The sequence below is a fragment of the Pseudomonas sp. PONIH3 genome, from assembly GCF_002934345.1.
GTDB lineage: Bacteria > Pseudomonadota > Gammaproteobacteria > Pseudomonadales > Pseudomonadaceae > Aquipseudomonas > Aquipseudomonas soli.
The window spans coordinates 1,620,912-1,641,618 of the sequence record NZ_CP026386.1 but is presented as its reverse complement, the minus strand read 5'-3'; the positions used below and the strand labels follow the sequence as shown (position 1 = coordinate 1,641,618).

19 protein-coding genes and 2 pseudogenes are annotated in these 20,707 nt (G+C 61.6%); 15 read left to right on the top strand and 6 right to left on the bottom strand.

What is annotated here, in order from left to right; all coding sequences use genetic code 11:
• Positions 1-98: 98 nt before the first annotated feature.
• Positions 99-427, bottom strand: a pseudogene (locus tag C3F42_RS07415) (aminotransferase class V-fold PLP-dependent enzyme); the annotation flags it as partial.
• A gap of 160 nt (positions 428-587) precedes the next feature.
• On the opposite strand from C3F42_RS07415, the gene C3F42_RS07410 reads away from it, so the two are divergent.
• From C3F42_RS07410 to C3F42_RS07375, 8 genes are all read left to right on the top strand, one after another.
• Entirely contained in the window at positions 588-1,223 is a 636-nt protein-coding gene (locus C3F42_RS07410) for a TetR/AcrR family transcriptional regulator (RefSeq protein WP_023630645.1), read from the top strand.
• A gap of 129 nt (positions 1,224-1,352) precedes the next feature.
• The gene (locus C3F42_RS07405; RefSeq protein ID WP_104444236.1) at positions 1,353-2,321 is read left to right on the top strand and encodes a GTP 3',8-cyclase MoaA; all 969 of its coding nucleotides are present in this window, start codon (positions 1,353-1,355) and stop codon (positions 2,319-2,321) included.
• Between the two features lie 66 nt (positions 2,322-2,387).
• Positions 2,388-2,993, top strand: a complete 606-nt coding sequence (locus tag C3F42_RS07400) for a DUF4823 domain-containing protein (RefSeq protein ID WP_104444235.1) — start codon at positions 2,388-2,390, stop codon at positions 2,991-2,993.
• 11 nt (positions 2,994-3,004) lie between these two features.
• Positions 3,005-3,565 (top strand): DUF1285 domain-containing protein, encoded by a 561-nt coding sequence (locus tag C3F42_RS07395; protein ID WP_023629098.1) that lies wholly within the window; start codon positions 3,005-3,007, stop codon positions 3,563-3,565.
• A 106-nt stretch (positions 3,566-3,671) separates the two neighbouring features.
• Positions 3,672-4,085: a GFA family protein gene (locus tag C3F42_RS07390; protein ID WP_094010639.1), complete on the top strand. Its 414-nt coding sequence runs from the start codon at positions 3,672-3,674 to the stop codon at positions 4,083-4,085.
• A 74-nt stretch (positions 4,086-4,159) separates the two neighbouring features.
• Positions 4,160-4,498, top strand: a complete 339-nt coding sequence (locus C3F42_RS07385) for an FKBP-type peptidyl-prolyl cis-trans isomerase (RefSeq protein ID WP_023629100.1) — start codon at positions 4,160-4,162, stop codon at positions 4,496-4,498.
• 190 nt (positions 4,499-4,688) lie between these two features.
• Positions 4,689-5,351 (top strand): hypothetical protein, encoded by a 663-nt coding sequence (locus C3F42_RS07380; RefSeq protein WP_023629101.1) that lies wholly within the window; start codon positions 4,689-4,691, stop codon positions 5,349-5,351.
• Positions 5,352-5,396: 45 nt separating this feature from the next.
• On the top strand, positions 5,397-6,587 hold the full coding sequence (locus C3F42_RS07375; RefSeq protein ID WP_094010637.1) for a D-amino acid dehydrogenase: 1,191 nt from the start codon (positions 5,397-5,399) through the stop codon (positions 6,585-6,587).
• 101 nt (positions 6,588-6,688) lie between these two features.
• On the opposite strand, the gene C3F42_RS07370 is transcribed toward C3F42_RS07375, so the two are convergent.
• From C3F42_RS07370 to C3F42_RS07350, 5 genes and pseudogenes are all read right to left on the bottom strand, one after another.
• Positions 6,689-7,417 carry an aspartate/glutamate racemase family protein gene (locus tag C3F42_RS07370; protein WP_104444234.1) on the bottom strand — a complete coding sequence of 243 codons (729 nt, stop codon included), beginning with the start codon at positions 7,415-7,417 and terminating at the stop codon, positions 6,689-6,691.
• Between the two features lie 17 nt (positions 7,418-7,434).
• A pseudogene (locus C3F42_RS07365) lies at positions 7,435-8,969 on the bottom strand (NCS1 family nucleobase:cation symporter-1).
• A gap of 467 nt (positions 8,970-9,436) precedes the next feature.
• Complete coding sequence (locus C3F42_RS07360) at positions 9,437-9,898, bottom strand: toxin-activating lysine-acyltransferase (RefSeq protein WP_094010635.1); 462 nt, start codon at positions 9,896-9,898, stop codon at positions 9,437-9,439.
• Positions 9,899-9,902: 4 nt separating this feature from the next.
• Positions 9,903-11,624 carry a hypothetical protein gene (locus C3F42_RS07355; protein WP_094010634.1) on the bottom strand — a complete coding sequence of 574 codons (1,722 nt, stop codon included), beginning with the start codon at positions 11,622-11,624 and terminating at the stop codon, positions 9,903-9,905.
• A 156-nt stretch (positions 11,625-11,780) separates the two neighbouring features.
• Positions 11,781-11,984, bottom strand: a complete 204-nt coding sequence (locus C3F42_RS07350) for a response regulator transcription factor (RefSeq protein WP_094010633.1) — start codon at positions 11,982-11,984, stop codon at positions 11,781-11,783.
• 243 nt (positions 11,985-12,227) lie between these two features.
• Between C3F42_RS07350 and C3F42_RS07345 the strand changes: the two genes are divergently transcribed.
• The 7 genes from C3F42_RS07345 (at position 12,228) to C3F42_RS07315 (ending at position 20,706) form a co-directional block, all read left to right on the top strand.
• Complete coding sequence (locus C3F42_RS07345) at positions 12,228-13,481, top strand: HlyD family secretion protein (RefSeq protein WP_177182891.1); 1,254 nt, start codon at positions 12,228-12,230, stop codon at positions 13,479-13,481.
• 10 nt (positions 13,482-13,491) lie between these two features.
• The gene (locus C3F42_RS07340; RefSeq protein ID WP_094010632.1) at positions 13,492-15,645 is read left to right on the top strand and encodes a peptidase domain-containing ABC transporter; all 2,154 of its coding nucleotides are present in this window, start codon (positions 13,492-13,494) and stop codon (positions 15,643-15,645) included.
• Positions 15,642-17,054 (top strand): TolC family protein, encoded by a 1,413-nt coding sequence (locus C3F42_RS07335; protein ID WP_094010631.1) that lies wholly within the window; start codon positions 15,642-15,644, stop codon positions 17,052-17,054. The genes C3F42_RS07340 and C3F42_RS07335 overlap by 4 nt, the downstream gene beginning before the upstream one ends.
• Before the next feature lie 992 nt (positions 17,055-18,046).
• On the top strand, positions 18,047-18,217 hold the full coding sequence (locus tag C3F42_RS29315) for a hypothetical protein (protein WP_158659542.1): 171 nt from the start codon (positions 18,047-18,049) through the stop codon (positions 18,215-18,217).
• A gap of 204 nt (positions 18,218-18,421) precedes the next feature.
• A complete protein-coding gene (locus tag C3F42_RS07325; RefSeq protein WP_158659541.1) occupies positions 18,422-19,240 on the top strand; it encodes an SbmA/BacA-like family transporter in 819 nt (272 codons plus the stop codon).
• Positions 19,219-19,533 (top strand): SbmA/BacA-like family transporter, encoded by a 315-nt coding sequence (locus C3F42_RS07320; protein WP_104444232.1) that lies wholly within the window; start codon positions 19,219-19,221, stop codon positions 19,531-19,533. The genes C3F42_RS07325 and C3F42_RS07320 overlap by 22 nt, the downstream gene beginning before the upstream one ends.
• Before the next feature lie 27 nt (positions 19,534-19,560).
• Positions 19,561-20,706: a cupin-like domain-containing protein gene (locus C3F42_RS07315; protein ID WP_104444231.1), complete on the top strand. Its 1,146-nt coding sequence runs from the start codon at positions 19,561-19,563 to the stop codon at positions 20,704-20,706.
• Position 20,707: the final 1 nt, after the last annotated feature.

Below are 20,707 nucleotides of genomic sequence, written 5' to 3'. Positions count from 1 at the left end.
GCGCGATCAATGCATTGACAATTGGCGAACCTGGCGCAGTACTTCGTCGATCAGGCGCTGGCTGGTATAGAAATGTGGGGAAAACCGCACGCTAGGACCAGCAGCGACAGGCTCGCCTCCAGCGTGCAGGCGCCGAGCATGTTCGGGCATGTCGCATGCCAAGCGTCGCGCGCTGCGTGCCGGTAGCCACTCGCGGCGCTCGAAGTTGCCGAGGTGGTCCAGCATATGCCAGCCGTAGGCGTGCAGTTTCAACTGCCTGCGCAGTTCGCCACGGCAAAGGAACACGCCCAGCCCCCTCTGGGCCGAGCATCCACTTGTGGCCGTCGGCCATGGCGAAGTCGCACTGATAACGCGCTACATTGAAGGGCAGGGTGCCCGCCTGCTGGACCGCGTGTATGCACAGTAGAACGCCGCGCTGGCGGCAGGCGGCCCGCCGTGGCCAGGGGCCGATTGCCGCGTAGTTCAGGTAACACAGGCCCGGCGCCTACTCGAACTCATCAAGAAACACAGACATGGTTGGAAGATCCGTGCATTTTGCCGCCAGTTAGGCATAATAATCCGCTTCGATTGTCATCCCAGTCCTTCTTATGCAGAAAGAACCTCGCAAGGTCCGTGAGTTTCGCCGTCGCGAACAAGAGATCCTCGACACGGCGCTCAAGCTGTTTCTCGAACAAGGTGAAGACAGCGTCACCGTCGAGATGATCGCCGACGCCGTGGGCATCGGCAAAGGCACGATCTACAAGCACTTCAAGTCCAAGGCGGAGATCTACCTGCGCCTGATGCTCGACTATGAGCGCGACCTGAACGCGCTGCTGCACTCGGCTGACGTCGACCGCGACAAGGAAGCCCTGTCGCGCGCCTACTTCGAGTTCCGCATGCGTGACCCGCAGCGTTACCGGCTGTTCGACCGCCTGGAAGAAAAGGTGGTCAAGGGCAACCAGGTGCCGGAAATGGTCGAGCAGTTGCACAGCATCCGTGCCTCCAACTTCGACCGCCTCACGCAATTGATCAAGGGGCGCATCAGCGAGGGCAAGCTCGAGGACGTGCCGCCTTACTTCCATTATTGCGCGGCCTGGGCCCTGGTCCATGGCGCCGTGGCGCTGTATCACTCGCCGTTCTGGAGCAACGTGCTCGAGGACCAGGAGGGCTTCTTCCAGTTCCTCATGGACATCGGCGTGCGCATGGGCAACAAGCGCAAGCGCGATCCGGAAGGCGCGAACTAAAGGTGTTCCCCCGATGCCTGTCGACCTTCGCCAGGCATCCTCGCTTCATGGCTTCGACAGGAAGGCTTGCAAAAACCTGATTTTTGAGTCGGGTTTTGCCGGCCCGATTCATCCATGCCGGAGTCATCCATGATCGTCGATCGTCAAGGCAGGCGCTTTCGCAACCTGCGCGTCAGCCTGACTGCTGCCTGCAACTATGCCTGCACCTACTGCGTGCCTGACGGCAAGCGCCTGGTGGCGGCGCAGGACGAGCTTACGGCGGATGCCCTGGCCCGCGGCGTGGCGTACCTGGTCGAGGCGGCCGGGGTGGAGCGGCTGCGCATTACTGGTGGCGAGCCGCTGGTGAGCCCGCGCCTGGAGGCCTTCCTCGGCGCGGTGGCCGGGTTGGGGCTCGAAGACATCAGCCTGACCACCAACGGCCAGTTGCTCGCCCGCAAGCTCCCGCTGCTGCGCGACGCAGGTATCCGCCGGCTCAACGTCTCGCTCGACACCCTCGATGCCACGGCCTTTCGCCGCATCGCCCGCGGCGGCGACCTGGCCAGCGTGCTGGCGGGCATGGCCCAGGCCAGTGACGCGGGGATGGCGATCAAGGTCAACATGGTGCCCATGCGTGGGCAGAATCTCGACCAGGTGCTGCCGCTGCTCGACTACTGCCTCGCGCGCGGCTACGAGCTGCGTTTCATCGAGCTGATGCGCATGGGCCACCTGGCGCGTGATGGCAACGCCTTCTTGCAGCAATTCGTAGGCCTGGAACAACTGCTGGCGCTGATCGGGCAGTCCCATGCCTATGAACAGGCGCCACGCCCGTTGGATGCCACGGCCTTGCGCTATAGCATTCCCGGCAAAGGTCATTTCGGGGTGATCGCCAACGAGAGCGTGCCATTCTGCCGCAGTTGTTCGCGCCTGCGCCTGTCGTCCACCGGCTGGCTGCATGGTTGCCTGTCGTCGAGTAACCGTCATTTTGTCGGTGACCTGCTCGACAAGCCCCGTCATCAAGCGCTTCCTGCATTGCAGCGGCTACTGGTGAAGGCCCTGGCAGACAAGCAGGAGGTGGCATTTTCCGGCGATGTGATGGTGATGAAAGTGATCGGCGGCTGACTCTGGCGCAAAAGCTGCATCCTGCGGCTATTCGCCGGTTTTTCGTCACCGGTTTCTGGAGGAAAGATGCGTAGCCTGGTCTTGCTGCTGGCGCTGATGGCGTTGGGCGGCTGCATGAATGTCAGCGATATGGGCGAGGGCGTCCGTTACCACATGAGTGATGCGGGCCTGCTGGATCACAGCGACACCACCCGTACCCTGTCGATCCGCTTGCAGCCCGATTCGTTCATCTTCATCGGCCAGGGCGCCTTCGTGCCACCGGGCAAGGGGCCGGTACCACGGCAGAACGCAGTGGCCGAGGAGGCCTTCAAGAGTTTCGTCGAGTACTTCCCGCTGGTGCGCCGTGCCCAAGGCCCCCTGGGGCTTGAAGACGCGATCGCCGCAGCCCGTTCGGTCGGCGCCGATTACGTGCTGTACACCCGTTTCGCCCGCACCGACGACCGTATCGGCAACGGTGACGAATGGTATGACGAGCAGGCCGTCGACCGCCTGGGCTGGGACCGTGGCGTGGTACAGATGATGCTGATCGAGACCAGCACCCGTTATCTGATCGACACGGCCAGGATCAAGAGTCGCGGCGGTTTGTTGACGTTCCACGATAATACGCCACAGGATTTGCTTGCCGCGCCAATGCGCGAGTACGCTCGTAGCCTCCTGGGCATGAGCAACTGAGCGAGCGAGTCATGAGCGATTCCGGCAAGGCCAGCGATCTGCTGGCGCAGATCCCCGCGCACAAGGGGCTACCCCCGGTGCACCTGTGGAACCCGGATTTCTGCGGCGACATCGACATGCGTATCGCGCGTGACGGTACCTGGTACTACCTGGGCACACCGATCGGCCGCAAGCCGATGGTGCGGCTGTTCTCCAGCATCATTCGCCGCGATGGCGACGACTACTTCCTGGTCACGCCGGTGGAGAAGGTCGGTATCACGGTGGATGATGCGCCGTTTGTGGCTGTGTTGCTCGACGTGCAGGGCAGTGGCGAGCAGCAGGTCTTGCGCTTCACCAGCAACGTCGAGGACCAGGTCGAGGCCGGGCCGGAGCATCCGCTGCGGGTCGAGCTCGATCCGGTCACCCAAGAGCCTTCGCCCTATGTGCTGATGCGCGGCAATCTCGAGGCGCTGGTCCATCGCAACGTGTTCTACCAGCTGGTCGAACTGGCGGTGCCGCGCGAGATCGACGGGGAGGAGTGGCTTGGGGTTTGGAGCCGGGGCACGTTCTATCCGATTGGGCGTGCTGCCTGACGATGGCTTGTCGGGGCCGCCCAGCCCCACCGATACGCGTTCTTGCTCTTGACCGGCCGGACCCTATACTCCAAGTCCCCGAGAACAACAGCAAGGAGCCTGGGCCATGTCACTGGAAAAGCAAGGCAGTTGCCTTTGCGGCAAAACCCGACTGAGTGTCAAACTCGAGGATAACCATGTCAGCGCTTGCCATTGCAGCATGTGCCGCAAATGGACCGGCGGCCCGCTGCTGGCAGTGCAATGCACCGAGCCCCCAGCCATCGAAGGCCCGACCCCCATCGCCTATGACTCTTCTCCCTGGGCCCAGCGCGGCTTCTGCGGCCATTGCGGCACGCATTTGTTCTACCGCCTTAAAGAGAGCGACATGTACGTCGTACCGGTCGGCCTGCTTGATGGCGAGGGTGACTGGCGCTTTACCGAGCAGATATTCGTCGACGAACAGCCCGCCTGGTATTGCTTCAAGAACGAGACCAGCAACCTCACCGGTCAACAGGTCTTCGATCAGTTCGCCCCCACCTGACACGGCTCGTCTTGCCAAACCTGCGCATTCCTGAGAAAACGGCGGCCACGAAAAATCGTTTCGAGGAACCTGCCATGAGCAGTGAACTGCAAGTCATCGATCTACAGGAAGGCGACGGCAAGGCCGTGGTCAAGGGTGCGCTGATCACCACCCAGTACCGCGGCACCCTGGCCGACGGCAGCGAGTTCGATTCCTCATGGGCGCGTGGCAAGCCGTTCCAGTGCGTCATCGGTACCGGGCGGGTGATCAAGGGCTGGGACCAGGGCCTGATGGGCATGCGCGTGGGTGGCAAGCGCAAGCTGCAGGTACCGGCGCACCTGGGTTATGGCGAACGCTCGGTCGGTGCGATTCCGCCGAATTCGGACCTTACCTTCGAGATCGAATTGCTGGAAGTGCTGACCCGCGACGACTGAACCGCGCGCAATAATTCAGCAATACCGATGCGCTAAGGTACTGATTGTCCAGGGAAGGTATGTGCAGTCAGGGAGGAACCAAACGGGCTGTAGGCACTCTGAGCCTCACTCGCTGCCAAGGATGGCGATCACGACAGGGACATGTGGCGGGGCAACCCGATATCCAGTGCCGCATAGAGTCCGCCCTGTTATGAAGCTGCCAGCCTTCCTTCGCCGTCGCCGCCACCTGTTGTTGAGCCTGACGCTTGTTGCCGCCGCCGTGCCGCTGGCCCTGGATGTGGTCGAGAGCCGGGCGCAGCCGGTCGACGGGACCCAGACCCTGGTATTCCTGCGCCACGCCGAGAAACCCGGCGAGGGCCTCGGGCAGTTGAACTGCCAGGGTCTGAACCGCGCCCTGGACCTGGCCACCCTGTTGCCCGAGCGTTTCGGCGATGCCGACTACGTCTTCGCCGCCAACCCTTCACGAGGTGTCGAGGAGGGCAGCCAGGACGAGCGCTACAGCTACATCCGACCGCTGATGACCATCAGCCCCGCCGCCATCCGCCTCGGTTTACCGGTCAATATCGACTACGGCGCCAATGATACAGCCGCGCTGGCCGACGAACTGCTCAGTGACAAGTATCGCAATGCGACGGTCTACACGGCCTGGTCCCGGGGGTATCTGCCCGAGCTGATCAACACCGTGGCCGGCAAGGCCCTGGGCGAAGACCGGGTGCTCACCGAGGACTGGCATCGCGACGATTTCGACTCCCTGTACGTGCTGACGCTGACCTGGCGCGATGGCAAGGCGACCCTGCTCAGCCGTAACGTGCGTCAGGGCCTGGATAACGGCGAGCCTGGCTGCCCGACCTGACCTGCTGTTACTGTCTGGCTTTCTGGGCTGGGCAGGGATGTGCCGATGGAGCGGGTAACGGTGATCGGTGGCGGCGTGGTCGGGCTGGCCACGGCCTATGCACTGGTGCGCGAAGGCTGGCAGGTCGACCTGGTCGAAGCCCGCGATACTCTGGCCAGCGCGACTAGCTTCGCCAATGGTGGGCAGTTGTCATATCGCTACGTGGCGCCGCTGGCTGATGCCGGGGTGCCATGGCAAGCGCTGGGCTGGCTGTTGCGCGGCGATTCGCCGCTACGTCTTCGGCTACGTTTGGATACCGCGCAGTGGCGCTGGCTGGCGGCCTTCGTCATGGCCTGCCGTACCCGGGTCAATCGGCGCAATGCCGCCCAGTTGCTGGATCTGGCCTTGCAAAGCCAGGCCGTACTCGCCCGCTGGCGTGAAGAGGACGGCCTCGATGGCTTCGCCTGGCGACGCAATGGCAAGCTGGTCGCGTTTCGAACCCAGCGCGCATTCGAGCACGGTCGCCAACACCTGCTGGACCCCGACACGCAACGGGTCCTCAATGCCGCCGATCTGCGCGGGCTCGACCCGGCGCTTGGCGAAGCCCCTTTCGTGGGCGGCGTGTTCACGGCAGACGAGGAGGTCGCCGACTGTCACCGCTTCTGCCTGCGCCTGGCCGAGCGCCTGCAGGCCTCAGGGCAGTGCCGGTTGCTGTTGGGGCGGCCGGTGACCCGGCTGATAGCGCGCGATGATCGCGTGGCCGCGCTGGAGTTGGGCGGTGAGCAGCTGGAGGTGCAGCGCCTGGTGCTCAGCGCCGGGCACCGTAGCGCCGGATTGGCCTTGCCCGGCTTGCAACTGCCGGTCTACCCACTGAAGGGCTACAGCCTGACCGCGCCGGTCGGTGCCACGCACCGCGCGCCCGAGGTGAGCATCACCGACTACGAACGCAAGATTGTCTATGCCCGATTGGACGATCAACTGCGGGTGGCGGCGATGGTGGACATCGTCGGTTATGACGAGGCGGTGGACGCCGGCAGGCTCGCGAGCATGCGCCGGCTGGCGCGCGAGACCCTGCCGCGGGCCGCTGATTATGGGCAGGCGGTGGAGTGGGCGGGGATGCGGCCGGCGACGCCGACCGGGGTGCCGATCATCGAGGCCACGCGGTATCGCAACCTGTGGCTGAACCTGGGGCATGGCGCGCTGGGGTTCACCTTGGCGTCTGGCAGTGGCGAGCGGCTGGCGAGGCTGTTGCGCTGACGAAGCTGACCCTATCGCCGGCAAGCCGGCTCCCACAAGGGCTGCAGTGTCTTGTGGGAGCCGGCTTGCCGGCGATAGGGCCTAAGCAGGCGCCGAGTCTTTCAGCGCCCGAAGCGCATCGGCCAGCCCACCACCTTCTTCGCCCTCGGCGTGGCATAGGTACGCACCTTGGAGGTGCTCAACCCCAACCTCACCAGTGACTCGGCAATGGTCACCGCCGCGCTCACGCCGTCCACCACCGGCACCCCGGTGCGCTGGCGAATCTGCTCGTCGAGCCCGGCCATGCCGCCGCATCCCAGGCAGATCACCTCGGCCTTGTCCTCGCGCACGGCGCGTTCGGCCTGCTCGACGATGGCTTCCACCGCACGCCGTGGATCGGCTTCCAGCTCCAGCACCGCGAGGCCGCTGGCGCGCACCGAGGCGCATCGTTCGTACAGCCCGGACAGTTTCAGGCGGTCCTCGATCAACGGCACGGTGCGGTCCAGCGTGGTCACCACCGAATAGGCGTGGCCCAGGTACATGGCCGTGCTGGCGGCGGCATCGGTGATGTCCACCACCGGCACATCCAGCAGCTCCTGCAGGCCTTCGCGGCCATGCTCGCCATAGCCGGCCTGGATCACGGCATCGAAGGGCTGGTCGTAGGCCAGCACCCGGTCCATCACCGCGATGGCGGCCAGATAGCTTTCGAAATTGCCTTCCACCGACTCGGCGCCAAACCACGGGGTCAGGCCGACGATCTTGGTGCCGGGCGCGGCCACGCTGCGCGCCTGTTCGGCAATGGCTTCGGTGATGGCGGCGGTGGTGTTGACGTTGGCGATCAGAATACGCATGACGGATCTCCCTGAATTCAGTGGCTGCTGTGGTCGACGGCGATGCATTCGCCGCTGACATCGAGGTATTGGCGGTGGCGTGGCGCAATCAGCAGGTAGACGGCGGCGGCGATACCGGCACCGATCAGCCAGGAGAACGGCGCGATACCGTGGAAGTTGGGTACCAGGGCCAGGATGATCGCCAGCAGCGCGGCCGGGATAAACGCGGCCACGGCGCGCAGGTTGATGCCGCGGGTGTAGTGGTAGGCGCCGGCGGGATTCTCGCTGTACAGCTCGGGCACGTTGATACGGCCCTTACGCAGCAGCCAGTAGTCGGCCATGATCACCCCGTACAGCGGGCCGAGCAGAGCGCCGAGGCCGGAGAGGAAGTACACGATCACCAGCGGGCTGTTGTACAGGTTCCAGGGCAGGATCAGCACCGCCAGGGTGGCGCTGATCAGCCCGGCGCGGCGGAAGTTCAGGTGTCGCGGCGCCAGGTTGCTGAGCACGAAGGCCGGGGCAACGAAGTTGGCCATGATGTTCACCGCCACGGTGACGATCAGGAAGGCCAGGCAACCGAGCACCAGGAACGCGGTGTTGGGATGCTGGCGACGATCTGCGTCGGGCTGTCGATGATCTGGCCGTTGATCTGGAACTGTGCGCCGCACAGCACCACGGTGATCGCCGCGAACACCAGGATGTTTACCGGCAGGCCCCAGAAGTTGCCGACGCGGATGGTCTTGCGGCATGGCGAGCTGCGGGCGAAGTCGCAGAAGTTGAGCACCAGGGTGCCGTAGATCGCCAGCCACAGCGCGCCGCCGGCAAAGATGTTGCGCCACATCTCGTAGCCGCTCAGGGGCTCGGCCACCGACCAGGCGATGCGCGCATCGGCCTTGAAGTACATGAACACGGCAAGGCTGGCCACGGTGAGCAGGATCACCGGTCCGGCGAACGCCTCGTAGCGGCGCACCATTTCCATGCCGTAGGCGAGGATCACCAGCTGCACCAGCCAGATCGCCACGAAGCACACCCAGCCCAGGCTCGACAGGCCGAGGATGCTGTCGTGATCGAAGGCCGCAACCTGCGGCCACACCGCCGTCAGCAGCACACGCAGCACCACCGAGGCCAGGTAGGTCTGGATGCCGAACCAGGCGATGGCGATCACCGCGCGGATCAGCGCCGGGATCTGCGCGCCGTGGATACCAAAGGCGATACGGCTGATTACCGGGAACGGCACGCCGGTCTTCTGCCCCATGTAGCCGGACAGGTTCATGAAGAAGTACACCAGCGCCGCGCCGATCGCCAGCGACAGCAGGATCTGCCAGCCGCCCAGGCCCAGGGCGAACAGCCCCATGGCGAAAGAGTAGTTGGCGATGTTGTGCACATCGTTGGTCCACAGCGCGAAGATGCTGTAGCCGCCCCAGCGGCGGCCCTCAAGTTTGGTCGGGGCGAGGTCGCGGTTGTGCAGGCGTGGGCTCAGTTCGAGGTCGGCCGGGTGGCCTTCGAGGCTGGTGGTCGAGGGTTGGGTGCTGGCAACGGAAAGTTCAGGGGCAAGGGGGAGGCTGCTACTCATTCCGGCGGCTCCTGATGCGCGTGACTGCGATGAGCGGGCGCTGGCGCACGGGCTCGCCATCTCGTCGGTGCAGGCGTTGGCATCACTGGGTTCTGGGCGCAACGGTCGCCGACGGGGCGACGCTGCGGGTTCTTGTGTATTTATGTTTTGTTGGAATTTGTATACAAAACACGAACACACAAAAGCCAGTTCCATGCCAGAGGGAATCGGAGTGCGGTGTAGCTTTTATTTCGAAATGATCTAGTTGGTAGGTAAGTTAATGAAAGTAGTCGATTATAAACTGACCAAATGAACAGGTTTAAATTTTATGATGTTGAATTAGTTGATCATTTGGTCAAATTTTACAACGATTGATGTGTAACTTATTGGGGCGTTACCTTGTGAAAGTGCACACAAAAATGGCACCAATGGTGACGTTTGTGTGTACAACTATTTATGCGAGTGGATCCTTTTTCCGGCCAGGACATTCATGTCCTGCAGCTTCCAACGCGCCGGATCGAATAGTCAGCGCGTCTGCGTGCCCAGGAAATCTGGCTGACGCCGGCTTCGCGCAAATGCTTCCGGAACATGGCAAGCGCTTCCTTGACAGCGCCGCCAGGGAAGCAGAAATCGATCACCCAGGCCCGTCCCCCCTCATTCCACTCGCTGGGGTGCAACAGGAAATTCGGGTCCTGCACAAAGCGTTGTTCGGTATCGGGCGCCAGGTGCGCCCAGATGAGAAAACCTCGGGGGGTAGATGACGAATCGAAGAGCATGATGATCTGTGCGTGCTCGATAGCGGGTGCGAGCCAGTAGTACAACGTGCGTATCTGGAAGCTTGAAGAGCGTCGGCAGCAGGCCATGACCATGGCCGCATGGCCCAACATCGCCGCCTTGTCATTGAGCTTGGTATCCCGGCAGTTGGTCTGCAGGTTGTAATGTCTGGTCATCTTTTCACCTCGCGAGGCCAGGGTAGAAGTTCAATGCTTGTCTGATTTCTTCATCGCCATCGGCCTCGGCCAGCAGCGCCTCCAGGGTCAGCGCTTGTGTAGCGCGCCCGGTTAAGGTGAAGCGGCCGGTTTCAGGGTTGAAGCTGATGGTCAGCGTGGTAGTTGACCAGAACGGCAGGGCGTCCGGCTGTTCATGGCCGAGGTTGAAGCGAGCCGCCAGCAGCGCGTGGTCTTGCAAGGCATGCAGGGCCGCTCTTCGGTCACCGTCCGGTTTCTCGTCGAGGGCATCGATCTGGCTTTGCAGCTCATGCAGCACGCGGTGGCTGCGGTTCAGCCGCGTGGCATTGATCAGCAGGGCGAGGTGCAAGTGCCGGCGGTCGATGCCGTGATCGCCAGCCGCCTGTGCAACCCTGTCAAACAGCTGACCGTAACTTGAGCGCAGTTGAGCGTCCAGGGTGGTATTGCTCGCCAGCCAGGCTGGGCCGGCTGCTGCAGTGTCCTGGTCCAGGCTGGTCAATAGGGCGTGAAAGAGCGCTCCACTCCAGCGTTCATATCCGTCCCAACCTACTGCGTCGGCTATGCAGGTGACCGTGAACTGGTCAAGTTCCAGAGCACGGTGCAGTGCCGTGGCAAAGGCGGTGAACTCCGGGGCATTTTCCACCGCGCGCAACAACCAGAGCGGGAACCCGGCCTGAGCCACCTGATACAGGTGCAGGTAGTGGTTGTAGCGTTGGGTAAAGTGCTCCGCAGTGGTTTGCCAAAGGCATAGCGAAACGTCGCCTGTCACGACCGCATATTTGCCCAGGTAGTAACACAGGCTTTGCAGGCTTTGCACGGCGGGCAGGTATTCGGTATTGAAGCGGTCGATGCTGGAGCGGTCGTGTATAGCGTCGTCAGTGAAAAGGCAAATACCGCTGAGGTCCAGCCAGCCGCCTGTAAGTGAAACATTGGATGCGCTGACATTGAAATGGATGATGTGCTTTGCCCGCGCAGCCGCGAATTGCTCGGCATAGCGGTCGGCCAGTTCAACAAGGCCACTTTGCAGGCGTCGTTCGAGTGCGGGCATCTGGGCGGTCGAGCCTGGTGCCGCGGGGAGGAATTCGACAAGTCGGTGAATGGCCTGTTTTACCCGCAGCGCATCCTCGCCCAAACCATCCAGGCGCTTCTGTCTGAAATAAACGGACCTGATGAAATGCGCGGGGCGCACAACCGGCTGACGCACGAGAAGGCCGCGTTTCAACGCCCCTTTCCACGTGTCATAGGTCAGGCCGGTGTCGAGGATGGCCACGGTGCGCGTCGCCCCGAAAGGCAGCACCGACTCGATGATCTCTGCCCAGATCGATTCATAGAGCGCGGTGGTCAGCGACAGGTTGCCATCCCCGTGGCCCGCGTCGACATCATGACCGACCAGGGCATTGGCCCCCAGCCCCTTGAGTTGCCAGGTGCCATCGAACCCGCAGCGCGCGCCACCGCCGTTGCTGAGAATACCGTCGCCGCCATAGCGTTCAGCCATGAAGGTCTTGCGCGGTGCGCTGTCGCACCGCGGCACGGCCTCGGGCTTGATCAAGTAACTGTAAGAAGCGAGTACGTCATCCGAAGTCTGTTGTTGGCACAGCGACTCGTTGAGATAAACAACTTCACAGCCTTCGATAAGTACGGCGTCGAAAGGGACGAATACTTCGTGCAGCTCATTGAGTTGAGCCGCTTTATTGTCTGGGGCGTTCATCGGGAAAGCGTAGTTTCGACAGTGGTGGGCAGGTGGCTGCCGAAGTGGCCAGTCAGCGTATCGAACTGGCGGGGCAGTGACTGTTTATACCTCACGATCATGCCAAAGTGCCACCCTACAGGTGTAGGATGGCCTGAACTTCAAGAGTGTGGATAATCAAGCATTGTGCGCAGGAACTTTAGACGCATTGATGAGAATCGCCAGTTCAATACGGCTGCTGATATTCAATTTCTTGAATACCGAAGACAAATGGTCTCTGACGGTGTGCTGGCTGATACCCAATTGTTGCCCGATTTCCTTGTTGGTCAATCCTTTTGATAAGCAATGAATGACGTCATGTTCTCGTTCCGTGATGTTCAACGCATGTTCCCTTAGTGTTGCAGTTGCCGACTGTCAGGCGGCGGATGGTAAAAATCGAGTGGCTGTATGTGCTGTCCTGCTCATGGTGGGGTGGGACGAACGGTCAGGTCAAAAATTTAGTGCGCAGGCCCATTTCTTATCGGCCACCGAGGGCGACCTCTTGACGCGATTGGCCCTGTGGGGTTGAGCCGGGAGCATGACGCCCGGCCAAAAAAGGATGACTGCGTGACAGGTAAGGCCCCCTTGTTTCGACACGAAGCGCTGGCCGCGCGACAGACCAACTGGCTGGGTGACATCGTGCTGGTCCGGCCCGTTTCGTTCACGGTGATGACACTCGTGGCGTTGTTGCTCGCGGCGATGGTCGTGAGTTTTTTCTTCTACGGCAGCTATACCCGGCGCAGCACAGTCCCGGGTCAACTGGTGCCGTCATCCGGGCAGTTGAAAATACACGCACCGCAGTACGGTGTCGTGCTGGAGCGTTTCGTCGAAGAGGGTCAGCTGGTAGAGCAAGGGGCTCGGTTGTTGCTGATTTCCAGTGAGCGCTCGGTCGACTCGGGGCCTGTCCAGGCAGAGGTCAGCGATCAGCTCCAGCGCCAGCGTCATTCCTTGGAGGAAGAGCTGCGCAAGCAGCAGCAACTGCAAGTCGAAGCGCGGCTGAGCCTGGACAGCAAATTGCAAAGCCTGACTCAGGAGCTGGACACGCTGGCCCAGCAAATCGCCAGCCAGCAGCGGCTTGTGCAACTGGCCAGCAATGCGGTGGAGCGTTACCAGGGCCTCATGGACAAGGGCTACATCTCCATGGACCAGTTGCAGCAGCGGCAGGCCGAGCTTCTTGGTCAGCGCCGGAGCCTGCAGGGGTTGGTGCGCGAGTCCACGGTGCTCAAGCAGCAGTTGGTCGAGCGCCAGCACGAACGGGCCGGGCTGGCCGCGTTACACGGCAATCAGCTGGCCAGCATCGGCCGCTCCCTGTCGTCGGTGCAGCAGGCGCTGATCGAGAGCGAAGCCAAGCGCTCACTGGTCATCACGGCGCCGCAGGAAGGCGTGGCCACTTCCATCCTGGCCGAGCCGGGGCAGGTCGTGGACAGTTCGCGATCGTTGATGAGCCTGGTGCCGGCGGATGCCAACCTGCAAGCCGAGTTGTATGCCCCCAGCAAGGCCATAGGCTTTATCCGGGCGGGTGATGCCGTGTTGCTGCGTTACCAGGCCTACCCCTACCAAAAGTTCGGCCAGCACCATGGCCAGGTGATTTCCGTGTCCAGAACGACGCTTTCGGCCGCCGAGCTTGCCAATGTGGTCGGGACCGTGCCGGGCCTGGGTGGCAACGGCGAACAGATCTATCGCATCCGCGTGGGGATCGAGCAGCAGTCGGTGCTCGCTTACGGTGAATCCCGGCCCTTGCAGGCCGGCATGCTGGTCGAGGCGGATGTCCTGCAGGAGACCCGGCGACTCTACGAGTGGGTACTCGAACCGCTCTACAGTCTGACCGGCAAGCTCTAGGAATGCATGCATGAACTACATCGACGCCATCACCCCGACGCTGGGGCGCCGCCTGCCGTTGATCCTGCAGACCGAGGCCACCGAGTGCGGGCTCGCCTGCCTGGCCATGATCGCTGGCCTGCACGGCCACCATACGACGCTGATGGAGCTGCGCCGGCAGTTCAGTGTTTCGCTCAAAGGCATCACCCTTAGGCAGCTGATGCAGACTGCGCAGCGCCTCGACCTGGGCACCCGAGCGGTAAGGCTGGAGCTCAGCGAGCTGAACAAGCTCAAGCTGCCCTGTGTGCTGCACTGGAACTTCAACCATTTCGTGGTGCTCAAGGCTGTCAACGGGCAGCGCCTGACCCTGCATGATCCCGCGCAGGGGGTGCGGCAACTGAGCCTGGCCCAGGCCAGCGAATGTTTCACCGGCGTTGCGTTGGAGGTCTGGCCCGAGCCGGGCTTCGAAGCGCAGGCTGCCAAGCCTCGGCTCGGCCTGACGAGAATGCTCGGCCGCGTCAGCGGGCTGTACCGCGGCCTGGTCCAGGTGTTGCTGTTGGCGCTGGCGCTGGAGGTGTTTTCGCTGGTCAGCCCGTTCCTGTTGCAATGGACCCTCGACAATGTGCTGGTCACCCAGGACCGCGACTTGCTGAGCACGCTGATGATCGGCTTCGGCCTGTTGCTGCTGATGCAGCAATTGGTCAGCGCCACGCGGGCCTGGGTGATGATGCACATGAGCACCTTGCTGAGCGTGCAATGGCGGGCGAACGTCTTCAGCCACCTGTTGCGCCTGCCGATCCAGTACTTCGAGAAACGCCACCTGGGTGATGTGGTGTCTCGCTTCGGGGCTGTCGATCAAATCCAGCATACGCTGACCGCCGCGTTCTTCTCGGCGATTCTCGATGGCCTGATGACCATCGCGACCCTGGCCCTGATGTTCCTCTACAGCCCGCTGCTGGCGATGATCGCGGTACTGGCCATGGTGGCCTATATCGGCGTGCGCTGGGCGTGGTATGGCCCGCTGCGCCGTGCCAGCGAGGAGCAGATCGTGCATGCGGCCCGCCAGCAGAGCCACTTTCTGGAAACCCTGCGCGGCATACGCACGCTCAAGCTGTTCCAGCGGCAAGGCGAAAGGCGTTCCACCTGGCTGGGGCTGCTGGTCGCGCAGATCAACGCGGGGTTGCGCACGCAGAAACTGCAGTTGCTCTATACCCAGCTCAATGCGTTGATCTTCGGCCTGGAAAACCTCTGCACCATTGGCTTTGGCGCTGCGCTGGTGATGGACAACCACTTCACCGTTGGCGTGTTGATGGCGTTCGTGGCGTACAAGAGCCAGTTCGTCAGCCGTGTGGCGAGCCTGGTAGACCACCTGTTCGACTTGCATATGCTGTGTTTGCAGGGCGAGCGTCTGGCTGACATCGTCCTGCAACCGCCCGAGGAGCAGCGCGATGCGTCCCAGCCGGTGAACTGGCCAGCCGGGCGGATGAGCATCGAAGTCCACAACCTCAGCTACCGCTACTCCGAGCATGAGCCGCTGGTGCTCGATGGCATCGACCTGCGCATTGCTCCCGGAGAGTCCGTGGCCATCACCGGGGCCTCCGGATGTGGCAAAAGTACCCTGGTGAACGTGCTGCTGGGGGTATTGCCGCCTACCAGCGGGCAGATACGCATGGCAGGGCATGAACTGCGCCAGCTGGATCTGGAGTCCTGGCGCGGGCGGATCGGCACGGTGATGCAGGACGACTGCCTGTTCGCCGGCTCGCTCGCGGACAACATCACGTTCTTCGAAACCAGCCCCGACCTGGAATGGGCCATGGAATGCGCGCGCATGGCCGCCATCGATGCCGATATCGCGGCCATGCCGATGGGCTACAACACACTGGTGGGCGACATGGGCACGGTGCTGTCGGGCGGGCAGAAACAACGTGTGCTGCTGGCCAGGGCACTGTACCGGCGGCCGGACATTCTCATTCTCGACGAGGCCACCAGTCATCTCGATGTGGCCAGCGAGCAGTGTGTCAATGCGGCGGTGCGTGCACTCGATGTGACGCGAATCATTGTTGCCCACCGTGCCGAGACGATCGCCTCCGCAGATCGGGTAGTGCGTCTCGAGGCGGGGCGGGTGGTGCTTGATCAGCGGGTGGCGAGCGTGTCGTCGGACCTGGACGAAGCTGTCACGCCATGAGTGCAGGAGTTTTCAATCGTTGCCTGCTGGTGCTTGTGTGCATATGGGCGCCCTGTGCCGCTGCACTGGACGTGTTCTCGACCGCCGACGCCGTGGCGCCTGCCGCCGTGCTCCAAGGCTCAGGCCTGGGTGCGGCCTGCGTGGATGGGGCGCTACCGGAGGTGCTCAGCCTGGAGGTCATGGTCGAGCGGGTGTTGTGCCACGACCCCCAGGCCCGGCAGGCCTGGGCGCAGGCCAAGGCTCAGGCGGCGCAGGTCGGGGTTGCGCAGGCGGCGTACCTGCCCAGGCTGGATGCCACAGCCACCTACAGCCGTGGGCGCAACGACAGCCATTATGAAGCGGTGGACGCCTCGGTTCAGGGGCGCCAACGTCGGCTCGACCATCGTCTGGGCCTGAGCTGGGTGCTGTTCGATTCCGGCCGGCGTGAAGCCGACCTGCGCAATGCGCGGCAGTTGCTGGTGGCGGCCAATGCCAATCAGGATGAGCGTTTGCAGGAGGCTTTTGTGCAGGCAGCCAGCCTGTACTACGACACCTTGGCCGCTCAGGACAGGCAGCGGGCCGCCGAGCAGGTTGCTGCGCTGGCCGCGGAAAACCTCAAGGATGCCAGCGCCAAGTTCGACGCCGGCGCCGCCGCGCTGAGCGACCGCCTCCAGGCGCAGACCGCTTACTCGCAGGCCAGCCTGAATCTGGTCCGCGGCCAGGGGGCGGTGCGCGATGCCAAAGGCCAGATCGCCTTGCGCATGGGGCTGGCTCCGCAGGCGCGGCTGATGCTGGCGCAAACGCTGACACGGCGGCCGGATACCGCTTTCGTCAAAGGCCTGGATGCACTGCTCGAGCAGGCGGGCAACGACCACCCTGCGTTGATCGCCGCCAAGGCGAAACTGGAGGCGGCAAAGGCAGCCGTTGCCGAACGCGAGGCTGCCGGCCGCCCATCGCTGTCGTTGATTGCCTCGCTGTCGGATGTGAAGACCCATCAAGCCATGGATTACAACGGCGATAGTCATATCCGTGACAACAGCGTTGGTCTTCAGGTCAGCATCCCGCTGTTCGAAGGGTTCGGGCGCACCTATCAGGTTCGGGGTGCCCGGGCCAGGGTGCAGGCCCAGGAAGCAGAACTGGCCGATGCACGGCAGCGAGTGGCGCTGGAGCTGTGGGCCAGTTACCAGGCCCTGGGTATCGAGACCCAGGCGCTGGACAGAACCGCCGAGTGGGTCGAGCAGGCAATGCTCGCCCTGAGCGTGGTCCAGGGCCGTTATCGCTCTGGAGTGGGCAGCATGATCGAGCTGCTCAATGCTTCTTCCGCCTATGCAATGGCGGAGCAGGAGCATATTGCTGCATTGAATGGTTGGCACCGTGCGCGATTGCGTCTGGCGGCGAGCTTGGGGCGCCTGGGGTTCTGGGCGCTTTGATCGCTGCTGTACGACAAGTGGATTCGCGCGTGTACCAAAGGGTAAATGCCAAACGTTTTTCCATGAAATCATAGGGAGTTGTAACAATGCGAGATATCACAGCAGAAGAGCTCGAGATGGTGGCTGGCGCTTTTGGTCCGGTTGGGGCTGTAGGCGGGGCAGTGGCTGGAGTTGCTACCTATCTGGGTAACCAAACCGGTGGTGGAAGTATCAATGCAGCTGACCTGGCGATAGCGGCAGGGGTTGGCGCGCTGGTGGGAGCTGCCACCGGACCTGTAGGTATTGGCGGTATTGCCACGGGGACGGCACTGGGCTTTGGTGGCGGAGTGATTGCGGGTAATGGGTCAAGACTTTGGGGTAGCGCGTCGACTGGCGCTTAAGCGTTTGTTGTGACAGAGGTGGCCTCGAAATGAGGTCGCCTCTTTCTTCATGATGACAAGTTAAATCAATACCCGCAGATCGGAGGTAAGGGTGATATATGTTTTGGACTTGGTGTTGGCCTTGCTGTTGGCGGTGCTTTTCAAAAAAATGGCCGGTCTCCTGAAAATCAAGCTTGGCTGGAATACTGAGGGCGTGCTGGGGCTGATATCAGTGCCGGTAATCTACCTGTTGATTTATTATTTTGTTCACCCGTCATTGTCTAAATTTTTTTAGAGGGTGATGCGGCTCACCTGTAAGGCTAAAGTGCCTTGCAGGTGTGCAAAAACAGGGTGACTGCGAAATGCTTTCAATGGCCCACCATCAGTGCAGGCAGTCCGGTCAATCTTGAACGGTTGCCCGCCCGCAGGGTCGGGAGAGACTGAAATAGCTGCGAAATGCTGGGTGTTTGAGCTTCCTTTCGATTTGGGGCGGCAAACGGCCCCGCGCCATCCCTACACCTGTAGGGTGTCGGGAGCGGTACGCTGGCGATAGACTTAGCATCAGTAGTGGCTTTAAGCCATTCTGCCGACGTAAATACGTGGCATCAGAAATAGGTGATCTGGAATGTGCCCATGAACTCTCTCGTCGTCATGGTCGTGACGATATCGATCGGAATAGCGGTGGGGACAGCGGCCGACTATTGGATGATTAATATTTACATGAAGTACACGTTGATGGCATTGGCGATAACGCTGACGCTTCGTGTGTTGGCCGGGGAAAAGGGTAAAGTTAAACGCGCCTGAGGGTTGTGGCGTATCGTGGAATACGTCGTCAAGGGGAAGTTGGCGGTTGCCGGTGTCATCGGTGTGATCGCAAAGCGTGGTGGATTTTGTTAGATGTACTTTTAGTGTGATGACCCTGTGCGCGACGGTCAGACAGTCCGTTCAGAGTTTTTATTGGGGGCAATACAGGCTCCGCTAATAATTAATTTATATTCCGTGATGTCAATGAACTCGAAATTCTCCAGTGGGGGTAATGGCGCCTCCGAAAAGTCGTCATTTTTTCGTAAAACTTTTTGTTTGGTGTCGTTGTACTGGAAGAGTGAAGAAAAGCTTTTCGCCTGGTGCTCACTGCTGGCATTGGGGGGGCTGTCCCTTCTGGCGGTGGCCACCGCACTGGCGATCAATGAATGGTACAAGCACTTCTATAATGCCATTCAAGAACTCGATGCCTACTCCTTCTATCGACTGGTGCTGGTGTTCATTGCCATTGTGCTGTTCTCGGTGTTTCGTTCGGTGCTGATTACCTATTGGGTCGACGTCTTCGCGCTGAGATGGCGTCGCTGGCTGACCAATCACTACTTGTCTGCCTGGGTCGTCGAATCGAATCGTCCCGATCAGATCGAGCGGCAGGTTGACAATCCCGATCAGCGCATTGCCGAAGACATCAATAAGTTCACGTTCGAGACCATCGACCTGGCCTGTGGCCTGTTCTACACCCTGGCCAGCGTGGTCTCGTTCAGCGTGGTGTTGATCGGTATTTCAGGCGGTGCGCAACTGTGGGGCTTGAATATCCCCGCCTACATGTTCTGGGCTGCCATTTTCTACGCGCTGCTGGGCACCTTCATCAGCCAGAAAATCGGCTTCAAACTGGTCTCCTTGAGCAATAATCAACAGCGTTCCGAGGCGGATCTGCGATATTTCCTCATCCGTTTCCGGGACCACTCCTGCGAGCGGGGGATCAGTCAGGCCGCAATGGCGAAAAAGACCGCATCAGTGAAAAGCTCGATGTCAGCCTGGCCAACATGCGCCGCACTATCCGCGTGAAGATGCGTCTTTCGTTGTTCACCGAGAGTTACAGCCAGCTCTCGCTGGTGTTCAGTAGCCTGCTGGCGGTTCCGCGCTTCTTTTCCGGTGCCATCCAGTTTGGTGACGTCATGCAGATCAACTCGGCGTTCGGCAACCTTTGCGAGAATCTCAGCTGGTTCATCAATGCCTATCACCGTCTGGCCGACTGGAAAGCCACGACGGACAGGTTGATCTCGTTCGATGGCGCACTGGCCGAACGCTCCGAAATGGAGGGTGTGACGCGTGGGCACGGAACTGTCTTCGCAAAGTAGCCTGAAGCGACTTGATCGGAGGTCGACATGTTAGTGCAATCCGCGCTGTCGTCATTGTTTGCGCGAGCCAATGAAGTGGGGGTTGCCGGTACCTTCCAGTTCGTGTTTTCCGGGCAGCAACACTTCTGGGTGCGTGCGCCGGCTTGCACCCAGGTTCATGCGGGCATGCATTCACAGGCAGATGTGACCATCGCCATGGACACGTCAGTGTTTCTCGCAATCATGCAGGGGCAGTCCGATATCGAAGCGCTCTTTGCCCAAGGGCAGCTGAAAATCGACGGCCGCCTCGGGCTGGCGACATTGCTTCCGCGCCTGGTCAGTCGAGCATTGCATGGCGGCGATGGGGAACGGGTGGAAATGGACCGCCGCTACCCGGCTCGCCCTCGCTTCAGCGAGCAATTATCGGCTCGTCTGGACATGCGTGGCGGGATCGAGCGGCGTACCGCGCGACAGCTTTCGGTACACGAGTTCACAACCCGTTACCGGGCAGCCGGCAAACCCTTGGTGCTTAGCTCGGCACTCGACGATTGGCCATTGGCGAAGATGTCGATGGGGCAAGCCCTGGAGCATTTTGCCGACGTACAGGGCATCAGTCGGCACGGGCACTACGCCGACCATGCGTTCTCTTCCGAGCGTGAGTTCAAGGCCACCAGGGTGGTGGATTTCGTCGCCGGGATGGAAGAGGCGAGTGGGCCGACCGGTGACGAACCCGCTGTGTACATGGGAAACAATCAGGTACCGCAGCAATGGCTTCAACTGATCCGGTTTCCCGAGTTGTTCGAGCGGGCACAGTATATAGCGCCAAGGTTCTGGCTGGGCCCGAAGGGCACGCTGACGCCACTTCACCGAGATGACAGCGACAATCTGTTTGCCCAGGTGTGGGGTGAGAAATCGATGCTGCTGGCCGCACCGCATCATCGCGAGGCCTTGGGCAGTTGGGCGACTTCACCGGATGGCGGCCTGGAAGGATGTGATTTCAATCCGGACAAGCCGAACTGGGAGGATTTCCCGACAGCCCGGAATGTGGAATTCCTGCCCGTTCGACTGAGGCCTGGCGACCTGCTGTTCTTGCCTGAAGGCTGGTTTCATCAAGTCACTTCGTTGAGTACGTCGCTGTCGATCAACTTCTGGACACGTTCGGTGCGTGTTCCGGCTGAAGCATGCGTCGGCTGAC

Coding starts and splice junctions, on each gene's coding strand:
- C3F42_RS07410 (WP_023630645.1), top strand. CDS start 588: ATGCAGAAAGAACCTCGCAAGGTCCGTGAGTTTCGCCGTCGCGAACAA.
- C3F42_RS07405 (WP_104444236.1), top strand. CDS start 1,353: ATGATCGTCGATCGTCAAGGCAGGCGCTTTCGCAACCTGCGCGTCAGC.
- C3F42_RS07400 (WP_104444235.1), top strand. CDS start 2,388: ATGCGTAGCCTGGTCTTGCTGCTGGCGCTGATGGCGTTGGGCGGCTGC.
- C3F42_RS07395 (WP_023629098.1), top strand. CDS start 3,005: ATGAGCGATTCCGGCAAGGCCAGCGATCTGCTGGCGCAGATCCCCGCG.
- C3F42_RS07390 (WP_094010639.1), top strand. CDS start 3,672: ATGTCACTGGAAAAGCAAGGCAGTTGCCTTTGCGGCAAAACCCGACTG.
- C3F42_RS07385 (WP_023629100.1), top strand. CDS start 4,160: ATGAGCAGTGAACTGCAAGTCATCGATCTACAGGAAGGCGACGGCAAG.
- C3F42_RS07380 (WP_023629101.1), top strand. CDS start 4,689: ATGAAGCTGCCAGCCTTCCTTCGCCGTCGCCGCCACCTGTTGTTGAGC.
- C3F42_RS07375 (WP_094010637.1), top strand. CDS start 5,397: ATGGAGCGGGTAACGGTGATCGGTGGCGGCGTGGTCGGGCTGGCCACG.
- C3F42_RS07370 (WP_104444234.1), bottom strand. CDS start 7,417: ATGCGTATTCTGATCGCCAACGTCAACACCACCGCCGCCATCACCGAA.
- C3F42_RS07360 (WP_094010635.1), bottom strand. CDS start 9,898: ATGACCAGACATTACAACCTGCAGACCAACTGCCGGGATACCAAGCTC.
- C3F42_RS07355 (WP_094010634.1), bottom strand. CDS start 11,624: ATGAACGCCCCAGACAATAAAGCGGCTCAACTCAATGAGCTGCACGAA.
- C3F42_RS07340 (WP_094010632.1), top strand. CDS start 13,492: ATGAACTACATCGACGCCATCACCCCGACGCTGGGGCGCCGCCTGCCG.
- C3F42_RS07335 (WP_094010631.1), top strand. CDS start 15,642: ATGAGTGCAGGAGTTTTCAATCGTTGCCTGCTGGTGCTTGTGTGCATA.
- C3F42_RS29315 (WP_158659542.1), top strand. CDS start 18,047: ATGAACTCTCTCGTCGTCATGGTCGTGACGATATCGATCGGAATAGCG.
- C3F42_RS07325 (WP_158659541.1), top strand. CDS start 18,422: ATGAACTCGAAATTCTCCAGTGGGGGTAATGGCGCCTCCGAAAAGTCG.
- C3F42_RS07320 (WP_104444232.1), top strand. CDS start 19,219: ATGCGCCGCACTATCCGCGTGAAGATGCGTCTTTCGTTGTTCACCGAG.
- C3F42_RS07315 (WP_104444231.1), top strand. CDS start 19,561: ATGTTAGTGCAATCCGCGCTGTCGTCATTGTTTGCGCGAGCCAATGAA.